Here is a 16,517-nt window from a genome sequence, read left to right as displayed (position 1 = left end):
TTGGAGAACCGATCGTGCATATCGCCGCGAAAGTCGCCCTGGAAACGCCCGGCCCCAATCACCGCCGCGTGCCGCGTCAGGAGGTGGAAGTTTCGACCACCCTGCGCGCATCGGGCAATCACGGCGTCGATATCGTGATCCGCAACATCTCGACGCTGGGCTTCATGGCCGAGGCGACGGGCGAATTCGAACCCGACAGCCGTATCCGCGTGCGCCTGCCCTCGCTGGGCACGGTGCTCGCGCGCGTCGTCTGGGTGAAGGAGGGCAGGGTCGGCTGCGAATTCACCAACGAGATCGATCTGCCCCGCCTGCGCGCGGTGCTTGCCGCAACGGGCGCCGCGCCGCCCAAGCGCGATCGCCGTCCGCGCCTCGTTTCCTGATCCACGATCCGCCGTATTTTGGACGGCTTCGACCGCATCGCATGCGCACGTTCATCTTGCGTACAGTTACGCGCGCGATATAGTTAGCATATGGGGAGAAGCGCGACTCTACTCTTGACGGCGGCGCTTGTGCCGCTTGGGCTGAATGCGGGTCCGGCCATGGCCTCACGCAGCGATGCGGCCACACGCTCTGCCGAGGAGTGCCCCGAGCGCCGCGCTCAGGAGATCGAGGCCGCCAAGGCGATGAAAGCGGTCGTCGCCAAACCCAAGAAGCGCCGCTACGTCCTGATGTGAGCGCGCCGTCCGCGGCTCGCCATTCTGATATTTCCAGTTCCGCGCCATGCCGTCCGCGATCCGTTCGATTGCCTGTGCAATCCGCCGCGCGCGCCTCGGGCGCCCGACCTCCCTCTCTCAATTGATGCGATCTGCCTGTCTCGTTTTGCGCGCGGTGCGAAGCCTCCTGTCGCGTGCATGAACGCGCTGTAGCTGTGCGTTCACGCAACTTCGTACATGATCAGTTCGTTAGGGGCCCTGGTTCCGCCCAATGCGGGACCGCGTAGGAGTAAAATAATGAAGAAACTTATCCTTGCGCTCGCAGCACTCGCTGTCACTGCGCCGATTGCAGCCACCCCCGCCGCAGCCAGGTCGGATCATCAGCGAGAGCGCGAGTACCGCCGCGACGTGCGCGACGCGGACCGCGAACATCGCCGCGATGTCCACGAGGCGCGCCGCGACTATCGCGATGACCGGCGCGATGATCGGCGCAACGACCACCGCGACTGGCGCCGCTATCGCAGCTATGACCATAATCGCTACGAGCCCGGCTATCGCGGCTATTATGCCGATCGCTACTATCGCGACGGCCGCTACTATCAGCCGCGCCGCCTCGCCTATAACGACCGGGTCTATCGCGGCCGTGACAACCGCTATTACTGCCGCCGCGACGACGGCACGACGGGCCTGATCGTCGGCGGCGCGCTCGGCGCACTGCTCGGCAACGAGCTCGCGCCGGGCGGTTCGAAGACCATCGGTGCGATCCTGGGTGGCGGTGCGGGCGCACTGCTCGGCCGTGAAGTCGACAAGGGCGTCAGCTGCCGCTGACGAACGCGCGGGCGTAATGCTTCGGCCCGGCCGGGAAGTCCCCGGCCGGGCCTTTTCATGGGCTTGCCACACCCCCGCCCGATGCTTTACTGACTTCAATGTCAATAACGTGGAGGCGTTCCGATGGCCTATGCGCATACCTTCGAGGCCAATCCGCATTGGCCGCGGCGCAATCCTCCATCGCTGCTCGATCATGTGCCCGGCACCGACGGTTCTCCGGTCATCGGTACCACGCTCGAGGAACTGCGCGATCCGCGTGCCTTCACCGAACCGCTGGTCGCGCGCTATGGCCGCGTCTTTCGCACGCGCAGCTTCGGCGGGCGCTCGGTCCAGCTCATCGGCGCCGAGGCCAATGAGCTCGGCTTTTTCGACCGCGACAAGCTGTTCTCGTCCGAGCAGGGCTGGGGCCCGATGCTCAACCTCATCTTTCCGCGCGGACTGATGCTGATGGATTTCGAGAAGCATCGCGTACACCGCAAGACGCTTTCGATCGCCTTCAAGCCCGAACCGATGCGCCGCTACGCCGAATCGCTGAACGCTGGGATCCGCGAAGGCATAAAGCCCTGGTCCAACCAGCAGCTCCGCTTCTACCCGTCGATCAAGCAATTGACGCTCGACCTCGCTGCCACCTCCTTCTTCGGCATCCCCTTCGGCCCCGAGGCGGCGAAGGTGAACCAGGCCTTTGTCGACGAGGTCCAGGCAACGATCGGCATCATACGCTTTCCGCTGCCCTTCACCGCAATGCGCAAGGGCGTGAAGGCGCGCGAATATCTGGTCGGTTATTTCGGGCGCGAGGTGCCGAAGCGCCGCAGTGGCAATGGCGACGATATCTTCAGCCAGATCTGCCGCGCCACGCACGAAGACGGCCGCCAGCTGAGCGACGATGAAATCATCGATCACATGAATTTCCTGATGATGGCGGCGCACGACACCACCACCTCGTCGATCACGACGATGGTCTCACTGCTCGGCCGCCACCCCGAATGGCAGGAGCGGCTGCGCGAGGAGATGCTGGGGCTCGGCCTCAACGGCGACACCCTCCCCTATGAGCGCGTCGATGAACTCGTGCTCACCGACTATGCCTTCAAGGAATCGCTGCGGCTGATCCCGCCGGTGCCCGCGATCCCGCGCCGCGCGGTGCGCGACTTCTCCTTCGGCGGTTACGACTTCCCCGCGGGCACCTTCATCGGGCTCCATCCCGACTACACGCATCACATGGCCGAATACTGGCCCGAGCCCTCAAAGTTCGATCCGATGCGCTTCGCCCCCGAGGCGGTGCGCGCGCGGCACAAATATGCGTGGGTGCCCTTTGGCGGCGGCGCGCACATGTGCCTCGGGCTCCACTTCGCCTATCTTCAGGCGAAGATCTTTTTCTACCACCTGCTCACCACGCACCGGATCGTACCCGTCGGCAGCGACGAGCCCAAATGGCAATATTTCCCGATCCCGAAACCGAGGGACGGTCTTCCCGTCCGGCTCGAGCGGATCTGAAGGCGGTCAGGTCGGAACCCTGGATCGAGAGGTCGTAGTTGGCTGCCGTCAGGCACTCAGCCGGGCACTGTAACGAACCCTGCGGTCCAATGATCTTTGTCCAGTGGGTAACGATCGATATGCCAGCCGTCGGGGTGATCGATGAAGCCAGCTTGGGTGCTCAGCCTCATGGCAGCAATCTCAGCGGCCTCTTGGGACCGATAAACACCGATGAGCTTGGCATCATCCCCTTCCTCGCAGGAACGAACGTGATGAAGAACGAAAACATCATCCATGCCATTGTTATGCGTGCTCTATGATGCGTCCGCAATGTCGGGGAAAGCGGTCGTCGAGCGCAGCGTGCTCCCCTCCCTGCAAGGGAGGGGCTGGGGGTGGGTAGCGACCCGAGCGAGCCCTTCTAAAATCAGTGTTTTGATCGCCAGACGGCGACACCCACCCCTAACCCCTCCCTTACAGGGAGGGGTAAAGAAGTCGGCACGTCCGAACCGACAGCCTTATGATCCCAGGACTTAAGCGCCGAGTGCCGCGAGCAGATCTGCTTCGGGCAGATTGGGGTCCGCCAGCGGATTGCCGCCGCTCACCTGCGCATACCAGTCGCGCGGCGCCTGGGTCTTGGGGCGGCTGAAACGGATCCAGTCGACCTCGAGCGCCATGTCGACCGGCGCCTCGGTGTTGACCGTGCGGTTCATGCGTTCGGGGTCCTCGGGGCCCTCGGCCACCGCCTTGCTCGTCGTATAGGCGATCAGCCCCACCTGCATGTCCGGCCTCGCGTCCATGCGATAGAAGCGGTCGCGCACTTCCCAGCCGCTCTTGTCGTCGCGCCGCGCGAGCGCGAACAGCGCCATGCCGACGCGGACGAGCCGAAGCTCGATCCAGCCATTGGCATAGGGCCGCAGTTTCAAAGACGAACTACTGTTATAGGTGCCCTTGGTCTCGGTCATCGTCTTGCCCGGCTCATGGCCGACACCCGTGGTGATGAAGTGCCAGTTCTCGGCGCGCGGACGCCACTCGGCGGCGGTGCTCCGGCTGGGCACGCGCGCCATCAGTCCGCCGAGCGCCCATGTGTCTTCGGAAACCGCGCCCTTCAGGCCCCGCGAGCGCACCCGCGCACGGACGTCGAAATCACCCGCCACGGTCTTGAACAGAAAGGGCGCATTGAGATCACGCACCCATGCCGAATGATAAGGCTGAATATGCAGTGCGCCGTCGGTCGTCTTGCCGACATCGAGCGTTTTGATCTTGTCGGGCCAGCCAAAGGCCTGGTGAAACAGCGTCCATCCCTCGGACAGTGCCTTGCCGTCGAACTCGTCGTTGAGCGTCGCAATGTCGGGCTGCGCCGCGGTCTGCGCGATCGCCTGTGGGCCCGCCGCCAATACCGCGATTGCCGCAAGAAGCCGTTCAAACCTTGGCATGCCATCTCCCACTCAAATGCGCCGTCCTGCAGAACAATCGACGCGCTCGCGGCAACCTGCTTTTCGACCAACGCCCATGCCAGCGCGTCCAACGTCGCAAGGATCGCGGCTTGACGCGACACGAGCGCGGCGATACCGTGTTACTTGATTAATACAGTGGAGAACGATCGATGACGTCGCGCACCTTCGCACTTGCGGGCCTGACTATGTACGCGCTTCTCGCGGCGTGCGACAAGTCGGGCGACGCCGGCAATGGCACAGCGATCAGTATCCAGGGAAAGACCGATGAGGGCAAAAACGCGTCGGCCAGCGCGAACCCTGACGGCCGCGTGAAGATCGACCTTCCGGGCTTCAAGGCCGATGTGAACCTGCCCACGATCTCGCTCGACGCCGAAAATATGGATATCGGCGGGGTCAAGCTCTACCCCGGTTCGAAGGTCACCGCGGTCAACATCCTCGGCGACGGCAAGGCCGACAGCGACCACGACAAGGTCGTGATCGTCTTCGATGCGCCCACCGACGCAGCCGCGCTCAAGGCGTGGTTCACCGAAAAAATGGCGGACGAGAAATTCGCTGTGGCCGCGACGGCAAATGGCCTTTCGGGCAAGACCGACGAGGATGAACCCTTCACGCTCGACTTCACGCCGGGCGCCGCGGGTCATACCACGGGCACCTTCACGATCACCGGATGATCAGTCGACGACAGCCAGCTTTCTGCGCCGCATGTCGCTGATGCCGCTCACCGCAAAGATTGCGAGCCCGCTCCAGATAAAGCCAAAGCAGATCAGGTGCGCCGTGGTCAGCGGCTCGCCATAGGCGAATACCGCGAGCAGGAACTGGAGCGTCGGCGCCAGATACTGGAGCAGGCCCAACGTCGCATAGGGCATGCGCCGCGCGGCCGCCGCGAAAAGCAGTAGCGGCACCGCGGTCACGATGCCGCCCGCGGCGAGCAACAGGCTGATCCCCATGTCGGCGCCGAACGCCAGTCCGCCGGTATGGGACAACCACCACAGATAGCCGAGCGCGAATGGCGCAAGGATCAGCGTCTCGACCGAGAGTCCTTCCAGCGATTCGACCGGTGCGATCTTTCTGAGCAGCCCGTAGGTCGCGAAGGTGAAGGCCAGCGACAGGCTGATCCACAGCCCGCTTCCCGCGCCGATCGCGAGCACCGTGACGCCGATCGCCGCGAGCGCCACCGCGATCATCTGCGCGCGTCCGAGCCGCTCCTTCAGCAGCACGACGCCCATCGCGACATTGACCAGCGGATTGAGGAAATAGCCGAGGCTCGATTCGAGCACGTGGCTGTTCACGATCGCCCAGACATAGATCAGCCAGTTGGCCGCGATCAGCAGCGCGGTTGCTGCAAGGATGCGCAATGCACTCGGATTGGCGAGAGCCGCGCGCAGCGTCGGAAAACTGCCCTTGATCGCAATCAGGAGCGCCAGAAAGGCGACCGACCATATGATCCGCTGCGCCACCACCTCGCTCGGCAACACCGCTGACAGCAATTTGAAATAGGCGGGAAGAAAGCCCCAGATCAGATAGGCGCCCAGCCCATAGGCGATGCCGGCGCGGCCCGGTGCGGAATGACTGACCATGGCGGCGCCATAGAGCCTGATCGGTTGAAGGGGAAGCGCTGTACCCGGCGCGTCAGCCCCAGTCTTCCTCCTCATCGAGATCGGGCAACAGCGCGCTCTCGAACAGCTCCTCGCCATCGGGCACGTCGCCCATCACCTCGATGATCTCGTTGCGCTGGCCCAGGTCATATCCGTCAAGCCCGGCCTCGATGCCCTCGCCTTCGTGCCAGAGACCGAAGAGCACTTCCTCCTTCGGCCGGTTTCGAGTCGCGGGGATGTCACCTTTGCCGGGCATTGCGAACTCCTTGGAGTCGTTTGTGATGCGGCGCGTTGCAGCGCGTCTGCGCGATCCAGGCCCGGGACTCGGCCGCGCGCCTGAATATAGAAGACGGCGAAACCGGGGAGGCAGTCAATGGGTTTCCTCTCGGGGCGCATATGCACCGCGCCCGAACGAAGCGGAGGAGAAGACCGATGAGCATTTTCGGCAAGATCAAGGACGCGATCTTCGGCAAGAAGAAGGCGCCGGAACCCACCCCTTCCACCTCTGCGATGCCGCAGATGAACACGCCCTCCGATCCGGGCTTCACCCCCGCAGCCACGCCCGCCGCGGTGACGATCACCGAGGTCGATGTCGTGGCGGTGCTTACCGAAAAGGCCGCCGGTGCTGGTCAGGATCTCAACTGGCGCAGCTCGATCGTCGATCTGATGAAGCTGCTCGACCTCGATTCGAGCCTCGAGAACCGCAAGGAACTCGCGGCCGAACTCGGCTATACCGGCGATACCGGTGACAGTGCGACGATGAACATCTGGCTGCACAAGCAGGTGATGCGCGAACTCGCCGAAAATGGCGGCATCGTCCCCGCCGAGCTGAAAGACTGACTTTCGAACACCCAACCCTGAATCCCTTGGCAATGCCCGCCTCCACGGCTTAGGAGGCGGGCATCATTAAAGCGATGAAGGGATCGAAATGGCGGAGCCGCTCAAAGTAGCGCTGGCGGGGCTTGGAACCGTGGGCAGCGGCGTCATTCGTCTGATCGATGCCAACCGCGCGCTGATCGAGCGCCGCGCCGGGCGCCCCATCGAGATCGTCGCGGTGTCCGCGCGCGATCGCGGCAAGGACCGCGGCGTCGACATCTCGCGCTTCCAGTGGGTCGACGACATGACCGCGCTGGGCACCGAAAGCGGCGCCGACGTCGTTGTCGAGCTCATCGGCGGCGCGGACGGCCCCGCGCTCACGCTAGCGCGCAACACGCTCAAATCGGGCAAGGCCTTCGTCACCGCCAACAAGGCGATGATCGCGCACCATGGCGTCGATCTCGCGCGGCTTGCCGACGAAACTGACATTCCGCTGAAGTTCGAGGCCGCCGTCGCGGGCGGCATCCCTGTGATCAAGGGGCTGCGCGAGGGCGCGGCCGCCAACGAGATCATGCGTGTCTACGGAATCCTCAACGGCACCTGCAACTACATCCTGACTACGATGGAGAAGGACGGGCGCGACTTCGCCGAGGTGCTCGCCGAAGCGCAGGCGCTCGGCTATGCCGAATCCGATCCCAGCTTCGACATCGACGGCGTCGATGCCGCGCACAAGCTCTCGATCCTCGCCAGCCTCGCCTTTGGCAGCGCGCTCGATTTCGAAGGCGTCGCGTCCACTGGCATCCGCCATGTCATAGCCGCCGACATCTTCGAGGCCGCGCAACTCGGTTTCCGTGTCCGGCTGGTCGGCGTGGCAGAAGCCAATGGCACCGGCCTGTTCCAGCGCGTCCATCCCTGCCTTGTGCCCGTGAGCCACCCGCTCGCGCATGTCGCGGGATCATTGAACGCCGTGGTCGCCGAGGGCAATTTCGTCGGCCGCCTCTTCTTCCAGGGCGCGGGCGCAGGCGACGGCCCGACCGCGTCCGCCGTCGTCGCCGATCTGATCGACGTTGCGCGCAACGAATATGGCCCCGCCTTTGCAATGCCGGTTGCGTCGCTCGCGCATCCGGGTCGCGCCGATGCCGGTGAGCGCGTGGGCCGCTGCTATATCCGCCTCGTCGTCGAGGACCGGACGGGTGTGCTCGCCGAGATCGCAACCGCGATGCGCGATGCGGGCGTCTCGATCGAGAGCTTCATCCAGCGCGGCGTCACCGAGGATGGCGACGCCGTGATCGCGCTTGTCACGCACGAATCCCCTGAACGCTGCGTCGCCGACGCGCTCAAGCGTCTGTCAGGCTCGGCCAGCCTCATCGGCGCGCCCATGCTGATGCATATCCTCGATTTTTGAGGGCAGGCAACGCGAAACCGGAAGGACCTCGGCGGGGCAAAGGCGGTGCGTCGGTTCGACCGGTCGCAATCAGCGTCAGAACGACAATTCCGGCGCCTGCCCTTCTCGACATTGCAACACCCCTCGCCTATCGCGCGCAACAGGACATAGTCAGGGGAAGATGAACCGATGGTGGAAGCAAGCCATATTCTCGATCGCGTGCTGGTGCTCGAAATGGTGCGCGTCACCGAAGCCGCCGCGATCGCCGCGTCGAAGCTGATCGGACGCGGCGACGAGAAGGCCGCCGACGCCGCTGCTGTCGAGGCGATGCGCGCCGCGCTCAACGAACTCTACATGGATGGCACCGTCGTCATCGGCGAGGGCGAACGCGACGAGGCGCCGATGCTCTATATCGGTGAAAAGGTCGGCACCGCGCAGGGCACCGGTCCCCGGATCGACATCGCGCTCGATCCGCTCGAGGGCACCACGATCACCGCCAAGGCGGGGCCCAACGCGCTCGCGGTCCTCGCGATCGCCGAGGAAGGCTGTCTGCTCAACGCACCCGATGTCTATATGGACAAGCTCGCGGTCGGCCCGGGGTACCCCGAAGGCATCATCGACCTCGACAAGTCTGTGAAGGACAATGTCACCGCGGTGGCGAAGGCCAAGGGCGTCAATCCGGCCGACATCATCGTCTGCGTGCTCGACCGGCCCCGCCATGAAAAGCTGATCGCCGAACTGCGCGCCATCGGCTGCGGCATCATGCTGATCCCAGATGGCGACGTCGCGGGCGTGATCGCGACCACCAACCCCGACACCACGATCGACATGTATATGGGATCGGGCGGCGCGCCCGAGGGTGTCCTCGCCGCGGCGGCGCTGCGCTGCGTCGGCGGCCAGTTCAAGGGCCGGTTGCTCTTCCGCAACGACGATGAGCGTGGCCGCGCGCGCAAATGGGGCATCGAGGATCTCGACCGCGTGTACGACCTCAACGAACTCGCCAAGGGCGACTGCATCTTCGCCGCAACCGGCGTCACCGACGGCTCGCTGCTCGAGGGCGTCAAGCGCCTTCCCGGCGGCCTGATGACGACCGAAAGCGTCGTGATGCGCGCCAGCTCGGGCACCGTACGCTGGGTCAAGGGCGAGCACCGCAAGGCAAAATAAGGCCTGGACGGCCTTCCCCCTGTCATTCCCGCTTTCGCGGGAATGACACGGAGCTGCCCCCTATTTGCACGCATAGGGCTCCGCTACCGGGAGGATCGGCGTCACCCCATCCGCGGCCAGTCTCGCGCTGAGCTGGGGGAAGTGGCGCGCATCGAACATCGGGTAAATCATGAACTGCATCAGCGTCGGCAGTCCCTCGGGCGTGTCGAGCGGACGCAGCAGCGCGTCGGCACGCGCATGGTCGCCGATCAGCATCGCCGACAGCCAGCGCGGGTTCACGCTGGGGTCGCTCAGTGCGTCGATCCGTCGCCCCAGCGCTTCGGCATCAGGGCGGCGTCCCTCGGCGCAGGCTTGCCGCATCTGCGCCATCAGGCGATTGTCTTCGGGCAGCTTGCCCGCCAGCACCCTGGGCAGGATGCGCCGTGCCTCGTCGGTGCGCCCGGCCCACAAAAAGGCACGATGCGCTTGATACTGGATCAGCGCATTGTCGGGGCGCAGCTTCAGCTGCTCGCGCGCACGCGCCGCCGCCTTGTCGAACTGCAATGCCATCACCGAGGCGGTGATCGCGCGCGACAACGGATTGCCATTCTCGATCGAGAGCGCGTGGATGCGTTCGGCCGCCTTCGCGGTCGCCGCACGATCGCCGGCATAGGCCGACACATCGGTCATTTCCTGCCAGCCATCGATGTCACGCGGCCGCAGTTCCAGATAGGCGGTCAGCAGCCTGAGCGCCTCGCGAAATCGAAGCTGCATCGATGCACGCGCCGCACGATATTTGAGCGTGTCTGCCGGATCCCTGGAATTGGCGATCGCAGCGTCGACGCGCGTCATATAGCCCGCCAGCCGCTCGGCTGGCGTCCCATCCTGCACGCCAGCCTGCGAATCCACGCGCGTCGCGCGTCCGAACCAATTTTGCGCCGATTGCCAGTGTGCCGCCGCGAAATTGGGGTCGAGCATGCGCGCGCGCTCAAAAGCCGCGGCCGCCTTTCGCGCGGATTCGATTTCGCCGAGATCCAGGTGACGCTGATCATATGCGAGGCCCCTCAGATATTCCTGATAGGCATCCACCGAGCGCGTCCCCGCTTCGGTCATCGCGCGGAGCTTCGCGGGATCCATGACGGTCTTGAGCGCAGAGGCGATCGCGAAGGCCGTCTCTTCCTGGATCGAGATGACGTCGCGCTCGGCGCGGTCGAAATTCTGCGACCAGAGATGATAGCCGTCCGATGCTCGGATCAGTTGTGCGGTCACGCGCACGCGCCCGCCGCTGCGGCGCACCGAACCCTCCAATATATGCGCAACGCCCAGTGCGCGCGCTGCCTCGGTCACGCCCGCGCCCTTGCGCTTCATCCCCGCCGCCGAGGTGCGCGAAGCGACATGCAGATCGGGAATGCGCGCAAGGCTGTTGAGAATCTCCTCGGTCAGCCCCTCGGCAAACCAACCCTGATCGCCGCCCGACGACAGATCGTCGAAGGGCAGCACCGCGATCGACTTGGGGTAGAGCGCGGCCTCCGCTGTGCTGCCGCCGCGCTGCCACATCTCCCATGGACGCCATATGACCAGCGCGAGAACCGCGAGCACGAAGATGGCGAGCAGCGCGGCCGGTCGCCGCCGGACGCGGCCGCCACCCTGCGTGGTCTGCGATGCGCCTGTGCGCTGCGAAACGGCAGGCGGATCGGGCACCGGGATCGTCGAGTGCGTCTCCGCAACCAGTGGCGGTGGCGGTGCGAGTGGCCCTGCATCATCGCTTTCCTCCACACGCGGAAGGAAGCGGTACCCCCTGCCATAGACCGTCTCAATCACGCGCGGCGTGCGCGCGTCGTCGCCAATGGCCTGACGCAATTCCTTGACCGCGGTCGTCAGCACCGAGTCCGACACCGTGACTCCCGGCCAAACCCTCTCGAACAACGTGTCCTTGGTCACCAGCGTGCCCGGCGTCTCCATCAGCGCGCGCAGCAGACCGAACGCCTTGCCGCCCAGCCTGACCGACTGGCCTTGATACCAGAGGCGTTCGTCGCGCGTGTCGAGCCTGATCGGGCCCGCAATCAGATAACGCTGATGAATCATCGCATAAGCCGGGGCCCCTTGGGCAGCAGGACCGCTCGATCGCATTCCCGCGCCGCCGCCGCAGAACTTCCTTACCGCATTCATGCGTAGCCGGATGGGCCATTGCGAGCCAGCAAGGCGAACCATCGTACGTATTTTTCCTCCCGCGACTTGGTGCGAGTTAAACTGTAAAGGGCCCTCCAAATTCAGAGCATTTCCGGCCTTGGCGAGAGGGATTCGGTCGCTGCGTTCAGCGACAGGCATCTGTTCGCCTTTTGGCCAGACAGAGAATTTCTGAAGGGATATGAGGATGTTGGATACGAGAAGTGCGCGCGGTCCGCGTATGGTCACGCGACGCGGCCTCCGGATGAGCGTCGCCATTTGCGCGGGCACGCTCACCGCCCTGTTCCTGAATATTGCGGTGACCGGCGGCGCGCCGATCAACGCCGTGTCGCACAGTTATATGCTGACCCTCGGCTGAGCGAACGGCGGCGTTCGCCAGTCGCGAACGCCTCTTCACCAACGCTTCGAAGCGCAAACCCTGTCCTACAGGCGCTGCTTCTGCCATGATCGATCCGGGCAGTTTCAGGTCGGCGATCGGGCGGGGTGAATCACATGGCGTTTTGTGAGAAGTTTGTGAAGCTAAGAGGCGCATGACCGAATCCATGCCGCCCCCCGCCGTCTTCAACGTCACCCATTCTATTCTCGGTCAGCCCTGGCGCTGGCGCGGGATGCACACCGACACGCGCGACGAAAATTTCCAGCCCGACGATCTGGTTACCCAGCTCTTGCTCACCCGCGGCTGCCCGCGCGAGGAGCTTGAGGCGCACCGTACGCCCAGCATCCGCGGCTTCATGCCCGACCCTTCCATCTTCCGTGACATGGACCGAGCGGCCGATCGGCTCGCCGGTGCGATCGCCGCGCGGGAAAAGGTCACGATCTTCGGCGATTACGATGTCGACGGAGCGACGTCTGCCGCATTGCTGATCCGCCTGCTGCGCGAACTCGGCCTTGATGCGATGGCCTATATCCCCGATCGGCTGATGGAAGGCTATGGACCGTCGGGCGAAGCGCTGGTGCGCCTGGCAGAAGCGGGCTCGTCACTGATCGTCACGGTCGATTGCGGCGCGCAGGCTTTCGAGGCGCTCGACATGGCCAAGGCCGCGGGCGTCGACGTCATTGTCGTCGACCATCACAAATGCGCGAGCGCGCTCCCGGCCGCGCACGCGCTGGTCAACCCCAACCGGCTCGACGAGGAGGAAGGTGCCGCGCACGGCCATCTCGCCGCGGTGGGCGTCGCCTTTCTGCTCGGCGCCGCGCTGCTACGCCGCCTGCGCCAGCAAGGCTATTTTGCCGACCGCGCCGAGCCGCGCCTGCTCGACCTGCTCGACATTGTCGCGCTCGGCACCGTCGCCGATGTCGCGGCGCTCCGCGGCCTCAACCGCGCCTTTGTCGCACAGGGGCTGAAGGTGATGGGGCAGCGGCGCAATATCGGGCTCAACGCGCTGATCGCCGCGGCGCGCCTCAACCGCGCCCCGACCGCGACCGATCTGGGCTTCGCGCTCGGGCCGCGGATCAATGCGGGCGGCCGCGTCGGCAAGTCCGATCTCGGCGTTCGCCTGCTCACCACCGAGGATCCGGCGGAGGCCGAGGAGATCGCCACCGAACTCGACCGGCTGAACGAGGAGCGCCGCGCCATCGAGGGCGCAGTGCAGGAAGCCGCCGAGCAGGTCGCGCTGGGTCAGGGCAATCGCGCGGTCGCGGTCGTCTCGGGCGATGGCTGGCACCCAGGCGTGATCGGCATCGTCGCGGGCCGGCTGAAGGAAAAGCTCGGCCGCCCCGCCATCGTGATCGCGGTCGATTCGGACGGGACGGGCAAGGGATCGGGCCGGTCGATTGCCGGCGTCGACCTCGGCAGTGCGGTGCTCGCCGCCAAGGACAGCGGCCTGCTCGTCGCGGGCGGCGGCCACGCCATGGCGGCGGGGCTGACGGTCAATGCCGACCGCATCGACGCCTTGGCGGATTTCCTCGACGAACGCCTCGCCGCCGATGTCGCGCGCGCGCAGGGCGAGCGCGCTTTGCTGCTCGACGCGGTCCTCTCGCCCGGCGGCGTCACCCCCGCGCTTGTCGAGGCGCTCGAGGCGGGCGGCCCTTATGGCATGGGCTGGCCCGCGCCCCGCGTCGCCGCGGGACCGGTGCGCGTCATCAAGGCCGATATCGTCGGCACCGGTCATGTCCGCGCGATCGTCGCGGGCGATGACGGGCGCAGCATCAAGGCGGTCGCCTTCCGCGCCGCCGAGACGCCGCTCGGCCAGGCGCTGCTGGGCGCGCCGCGCGACCGTCGCCTCTGGATCGCGGGGCGCGCGCGGATCGACGACTGGGGCAGCCGCCCGGCGGCCGAACTCCATATCGACGATGCGGCATGGGTTGATTGAAAAAAGAGCGCTCCCGAGCCTTGACCCCGCGGGCGCAAGACCGTAATGGCGCGCCTCTGGCTCAGGCCCCTTCGTCTAGCGGTTAGGACGCGGCCCTTTCACGGCTGAAACACGGGTTCGATTCCCGTAGGGGTCACCATATAGAATTATGGTGCTTTTTGATCTGGCGGCGCTGACAGTTCCCCGGACACAAACAGAAATTTCCCACCAACGGTTTCCCGGATGCTCCGGCAGCGATCATCCGCTTGCGCCATGTCAGGCAATCCTTCACCCACGCCATATATTTCAAGCTTAAAGCTTTAAGCTTGAAATTTCTCCGCGCGAAGGTAGGATCGCCTCGCGATTTGCACCCTTGCAAGGATTCGGACCCATGAAGATCGCATGCCTGGGCGGCGGACCGGCGGGCCTCTATTTCGCGATATCGATGAAGCTGCGCGATGCGGGCCATGAGATCGATGTGTTCGAGCGCAACCGTGCTGACGACACCTTTGGCTGGGGCGTCGTCTTTTCGGATCAGACCGTCGGGAATCTGATGGCGAACGATCCGGTGAGTGGCGAAACGATCCGCAACGAATTCACGCACTGGGACGATATCGACGTCCATATACACGGCGAGCGCATCCGGTCGTCGGGCCATGGCTTTATCGGCATCGGACGCAAGCGGCTGCTCGCCATATTGCAGGAGCGCGCGCGCGATCTCGGGATCCGCCTGCATTTCGAGCACGAAGCCAGTCCCGATCTCGCCGACTGGGCGGATTATGATCTTGTGATCGCGGCGGATGGTGCCAACAGCCGCATTCGCAATCATTATGCCGAGCATTTCGACGTCGATATCCAGATGAAGCGGAACAAGTTCTTCTGGTTCGGCACCCGCAAGGTCTTCGACGCCTTCACCTTTGCCTTCGAACAGACCGGGGCGGGCTGGGTGTGGGCGCATGCCTATCGCTTCAACGACAATCTCTCCACCTTCATCGTCGAGATGGATCCCGACACCTGGACCGGATTGGGTCTGGACCAGATGGACCAGCGCGAGGCGATCGCGCTGTGCGAGCAGATCTTCGGCAAATATCTCGATGGCAACGCGCTGATGTCCAACGCGACGCATCTGCCCGGTCCGCAGGCATGGCTCAGTTTTCGCCGGATCATCACCGCGCGCTGGTCGTACGACAAGATCATCCTGCTCGGCGATGCCGCGCACACCGCGCATTTCTCGATCGGATCGGGGACGAAACTGGCGCTGGAGGACGCGATCAAGCTGGCCGAGGTGCTCAACCGCCCGGGCCTCGACCGCGTGCGGGCGCTCGCCGAATATCAGGACGAGCGCAGCGTCGAAGTCCTGAAGCTGCAGAACAGCGCGCGCAACTCGACCGAATGGTTCGAGACGCTCGACCGCTACCTGCCCTTTGCACCGATCCAGTTCGCCTATTCGCTGCTGACGCGGTCGCAGCGCGTCAGCCATGAGAATCTGCGGCTGCGCGACAAGGAATGGCTCGAAAGCGTCGAGCGCTGGTTCCAGTCGCAGGCGCGCGGTGGTACGAACAACAAGGCCGCGCCGCCGATGTTCGCGCCATACAGGCTGCGCGAGATGGCGCTGGAGAATCGCATCGTCGTTTCGCCAATGGCGATGTACTGCGCGAAAGACGGCACCCCCGACGATTTCCATCTGGTGCATTATGGCGTGCGGGCGCAGGGCGGCGCGGGGCTTGTCTATACCGAGATGACCTGTGTCTCGCCCGAAGGACGGATCACGCCGGGCTGCCCGGGCATGTACGCGCCCGAACATGTTGCGGCATGGAGACGCGTGACCGATTTCGTCCACGCGAACACCGCGGCGAAGATCTGCCTCCAGCTCGGCCATTCGGGATCGAAGGGGTCGACCAGGATCGGCTGGGAGGGCATGGACGAACCGCTGGACACGGGCAACTGGCCGCTGATCGCGGCATCCAACGTGCCCTGGAGCCCCGCCAACCAGATACCGCGCCCGATGACTCGCGCCGACATGGACATGGTGCGCGACCAGTTCGTGGCGGCGACACGCATGGCAATCGAAGCGGGCTTCGACATGATCGAGATGCATGCGGCGCACGGCTATCTGCTCTCCAGCTTCATCACCCCGCTGCAGAACACGCGCACCGACGAATATGGCGGCAGCCTCGAAAACCGGCTGCGCTTCCCGCTCGAGGTGTTCGCAGCGATGCGCGCGGCCTGGCCCTCCGAACGTCCTATGTCGGTACGTATTTCTGCGACCGACTGGATGGGCGATATGGGCGTGACGCCCGACGAAGCGGTCGAGATCGCGCAGGCCTTCCACGAAGCCGGCGCGGACCTGATCGATGTGTCCGCCGGACAGACCTGGGCGGATTGCAAGCCCGTCTATGGTCGCATGTTCCAGACGCCTTTTGCCGACCAGATCCGCAACGAGGCGCGCGTCTCGACGATGGCGGTGGGCAATATCTTCGAGACCGATCACGCCAATTCGATTCTGGCTGCCGGACGCGCGGATCTGGTCGCGCTCGGCCGCCCGCACCTGATCGATCCGATGTGGACACTGCGCGCCGCCGCGCAGCACGACTATCGTGGCGTGAAAGTGCCGCGCAATTATCTGGGCGGCATGAGCCAGCTCGCACGCAACCTCAAACGGGCGGCCGAGCAGGAAACGGCGCTGAAAGGCTGAT

Annotated in this window: 15 protein-coding genes and 1 tRNA gene; 12 read left to right on the top strand and 4 right to left on the bottom strand. The window is 64.9% G+C overall.

Features of this window, described 5'->3' with window-relative positions:
- The first annotated feature begins 14 nt into the window (after positions 1–14).
- From MKI88_RS03030 to MKI88_RS03015, 5 genes are all read left to right on the top strand, one after another.
- Positions 15–380, top strand: coding sequence for a PilZ domain-containing protein (locus tag MKI88_RS03030; protein ID WP_241629475.1), 366 nt, complete (start codon positions 15–17; stop codon positions 378–380).
- 159 nt (positions 381–539) lie between these two features.
- On the top strand, positions 540–674 hold the full coding sequence (locus MKI88_RS21370) for a hypothetical protein (protein WP_281063699.1): 135 nt from the start codon (positions 540–542) through the stop codon (positions 672–674).
- Between the two features lie 276 nt (positions 675–950).
- On the top strand, positions 951–1,481 hold the full coding sequence (locus MKI88_RS03025; protein ID WP_241629474.1) for a glycine zipper 2TM domain-containing protein: 531 nt from the start codon (positions 951–953) through the stop codon (positions 1,479–1,481).
- A gap of 123 nt (positions 1,482–1,604) precedes the next feature.
- Positions 1,605–2,972 carry a cytochrome P450 gene (locus MKI88_RS03020; protein ID WP_241629472.1) on the top strand — a complete coding sequence of 456 codons (1,368 nt, stop codon included), beginning with the start codon at positions 1,605–1,607 and terminating at the stop codon, positions 2,970–2,972.
- An 89-nt stretch (positions 2,973–3,061) separates the two neighbouring features.
- Complete coding sequence (locus MKI88_RS03015) at positions 3,062–3,271, top strand: hypothetical protein (protein WP_241629470.1); 210 nt, start codon at positions 3,062–3,064, stop codon at positions 3,269–3,271.
- A gap of 210 nt (positions 3,272–3,481) precedes the next feature.
- On the opposite strand, the gene MKI88_RS03010 is transcribed toward MKI88_RS03015, so the two are convergent.
- The gene (locus MKI88_RS03010; protein ID WP_241629468.1) at positions 3,482–4,384 is read right to left on the bottom strand and encodes a DUF1349 domain-containing protein; all 903 of its coding nucleotides are present in this window, start codon (positions 4,382–4,384) and stop codon (positions 3,482–3,484) included.
- A gap of 170 nt (positions 4,385–4,554) precedes the next feature.
- Here MKI88_RS03010 and MKI88_RS03005 point away from each other — a divergent pair, with 170 nt between their 5' ends.
- The gene (locus MKI88_RS03005) at positions 4,555–5,076 is read left to right on the top strand and encodes a hypothetical protein (protein WP_241629467.1); all 522 of its coding nucleotides are present in this window, start codon (positions 4,555–4,557) and stop codon (positions 5,074–5,076) included.
- On the opposite strand, the gene rarD is transcribed toward MKI88_RS03005, so the two are convergent.
- Both rarD and MKI88_RS02995 read right to left on the bottom strand, forming a co-directional pair.
- Positions 5,077–5,982 carry an EamA family transporter RarD gene (rarD, locus tag MKI88_RS03000; protein WP_241629463.1) on the bottom strand — a complete coding sequence of 302 codons (906 nt, stop codon included), beginning with the start codon at positions 5,980–5,982 and terminating at the stop codon, positions 5,077–5,079.
- 52 nt (positions 5,983–6,034) lie between these two features.
- Positions 6,035–6,256, bottom strand: a complete 222-nt coding sequence (locus MKI88_RS02995; RefSeq protein ID WP_241629461.1) for a hypothetical protein — start codon at positions 6,254–6,256, stop codon at positions 6,035–6,037.
- Positions 6,257–6,432: 176 nt separating this feature from the next.
- Here MKI88_RS02995 and MKI88_RS02990 point away from each other — a divergent pair, with 176 nt between their 5' ends.
- From MKI88_RS02990 to glpX, 3 genes are all read left to right on the top strand, one after another.
- On the top strand, positions 6,433–6,840 hold the full coding sequence (locus MKI88_RS02990) for a DUF3597 domain-containing protein (protein ID WP_241629459.1): 408 nt from the start codon (positions 6,433–6,435) through the stop codon (positions 6,838–6,840).
- An 88-nt stretch (positions 6,841–6,928) separates the two neighbouring features.
- Positions 6,929–8,221, top strand: coding sequence for a homoserine dehydrogenase (locus MKI88_RS02985; RefSeq protein ID WP_241629456.1), 1,293 nt, complete (start codon positions 6,929–6,931; stop codon positions 8,219–8,221).
- A gap of 168 nt (positions 8,222–8,389) precedes the next feature.
- Positions 8,390–9,364 (top strand): class II fructose-bisphosphatase, encoded by a 975-nt coding sequence (gene glpX / locus MKI88_RS02980; protein WP_241629455.1) that lies wholly within the window; start codon positions 8,390–8,392, stop codon positions 9,362–9,364.
- Between the two features lie 60 nt (positions 9,365–9,424).
- Here the strand turns inward: glpX and MKI88_RS02975 are convergent, their stop codons facing one another.
- Positions 9,425–11,428 carry a winged helix-turn-helix domain-containing protein gene (locus tag MKI88_RS02975; protein WP_241629453.1) on the bottom strand — a complete coding sequence of 668 codons (2,004 nt, stop codon included), beginning with the start codon at positions 11,426–11,428 and terminating at the stop codon, positions 9,425–9,427.
- Between the two features lie 632 nt (positions 11,429–12,060).
- Here MKI88_RS02975 and recJ point away from each other — a divergent pair.
- The 3 genes from recJ to MKI88_RS02960 all read left to right on the top strand — a co-directional run bounded on the left by recJ (position 12,061) and on the right by MKI88_RS02960 (position 16,516).
- Positions 12,061–13,842 carry a single-stranded-DNA-specific exonuclease RecJ gene (gene recJ, locus MKI88_RS02970; RefSeq protein ID WP_407073295.1) on the top strand — a complete coding sequence of 594 codons (1,782 nt, stop codon included), beginning with the start codon at positions 12,061–12,063 and terminating at the stop codon, positions 13,840–13,842.
- A 64-nt stretch (positions 13,843–13,906) separates the two neighbouring features.
- Positions 13,907–13,981: transfer RNA gene (locus MKI88_RS02965), tRNA-Glu, on the top strand.
- A 231-nt stretch (positions 13,982–14,212) separates the two neighbouring features.
- Entirely contained in the window at positions 14,213–16,516 is a 2,304-nt protein-coding gene (locus MKI88_RS02960) for a bifunctional salicylyl-CoA 5-hydroxylase/oxidoreductase (RefSeq protein WP_241629451.1), read from the top strand.
- Position 16,517: the final 1 nt, after the last annotated feature.

Source organism: Sphingomonas sp. LaA6.9 (assembly GCF_022601895.1).
Classification (GTDB): domain Bacteria; phylum Pseudomonadota; class Alphaproteobacteria; order Sphingomonadales; family Sphingomonadaceae; genus Sphingobium_A.
The sequence above is the reverse complement of the archived record's forward strand: the minus strand, read 5'-3'. Positions and strand labels throughout refer to the sequence as shown.

Bases quoted from the DNA above. Each gene is read 5' to 3' on its own strand.
- glpX (WP_241629455.1), top strand. From the start codon at position 8,390: ATGGTGGAAGCAAGCCATATTCTCGATCGCGTGCTGGTGCTCGAAATG.
- MKI88_RS02985 (WP_241629456.1), top strand. From the start codon at position 6,929: ATGGCGGAGCCGCTCAAAGTAGCGCTGGCGGGGCTTGGAACCGTGGGC.
- MKI88_RS03020 (WP_241629472.1), top strand. From the start codon at position 1,605: ATGGCCTATGCGCATACCTTCGAGGCCAATCCGCATTGGCCGCGGCGC.
- MKI88_RS21370 (WP_281063699.1), top strand. From the start codon at position 540: ATGGCCTCACGCAGCGATGCGGCCACACGCTCTGCCGAGGAGTGCCCC.
- MKI88_RS03015 (WP_241629470.1), top strand. From the start codon at position 3,062: ATGATCTTTGTCCAGTGGGTAACGATCGATATGCCAGCCGTCGGGGTG.
- MKI88_RS02975 (WP_241629453.1), bottom strand. From the start codon at position 11,428: ATGATTCATCAGCGTTATCTGATTGCGGGCCCGATCAGGCTCGACACG.
- MKI88_RS03005 (WP_241629467.1), top strand. From the start codon at position 4,555: ATGACGTCGCGCACCTTCGCACTTGCGGGCCTGACTATGTACGCGCTT.
- rarD (WP_241629463.1), bottom strand. From the start codon at position 5,982: ATGGTCAGTCATTCCGCACCGGGCCGCGCCGGCATCGCCTATGGGCTG.
- MKI88_RS03025 (WP_241629474.1), top strand. From the start codon at position 951: ATGAAGAAACTTATCCTTGCGCTCGCAGCACTCGCTGTCACTGCGCCG.
- MKI88_RS02990 (WP_241629459.1), top strand. From the start codon at position 6,433: ATGAGCATTTTCGGCAAGATCAAGGACGCGATCTTCGGCAAGAAGAAG.
- MKI88_RS02960 (WP_241629451.1), top strand. From the start codon at position 14,213: ATGAAGATCGCATGCCTGGGCGGCGGACCGGCGGGCCTCTATTTCGCG.
- MKI88_RS02995 (WP_241629461.1), bottom strand. From the start codon at position 6,256: ATGCCCGGCAAAGGTGACATCCCCGCGACTCGAAACCGGCCGAAGGAG.
- recJ (WP_407073295.1), top strand. From the start codon at position 12,061: ATGACCGAATCCATGCCGCCCCCCGCCGTCTTCAACGTCACCCATTCT.
- MKI88_RS03010 (WP_241629468.1), bottom strand. From the start codon at position 4,384: ATGCCAAGGTTTGAACGGCTTCTTGCGGCAATCGCGGTATTGGCGGCG.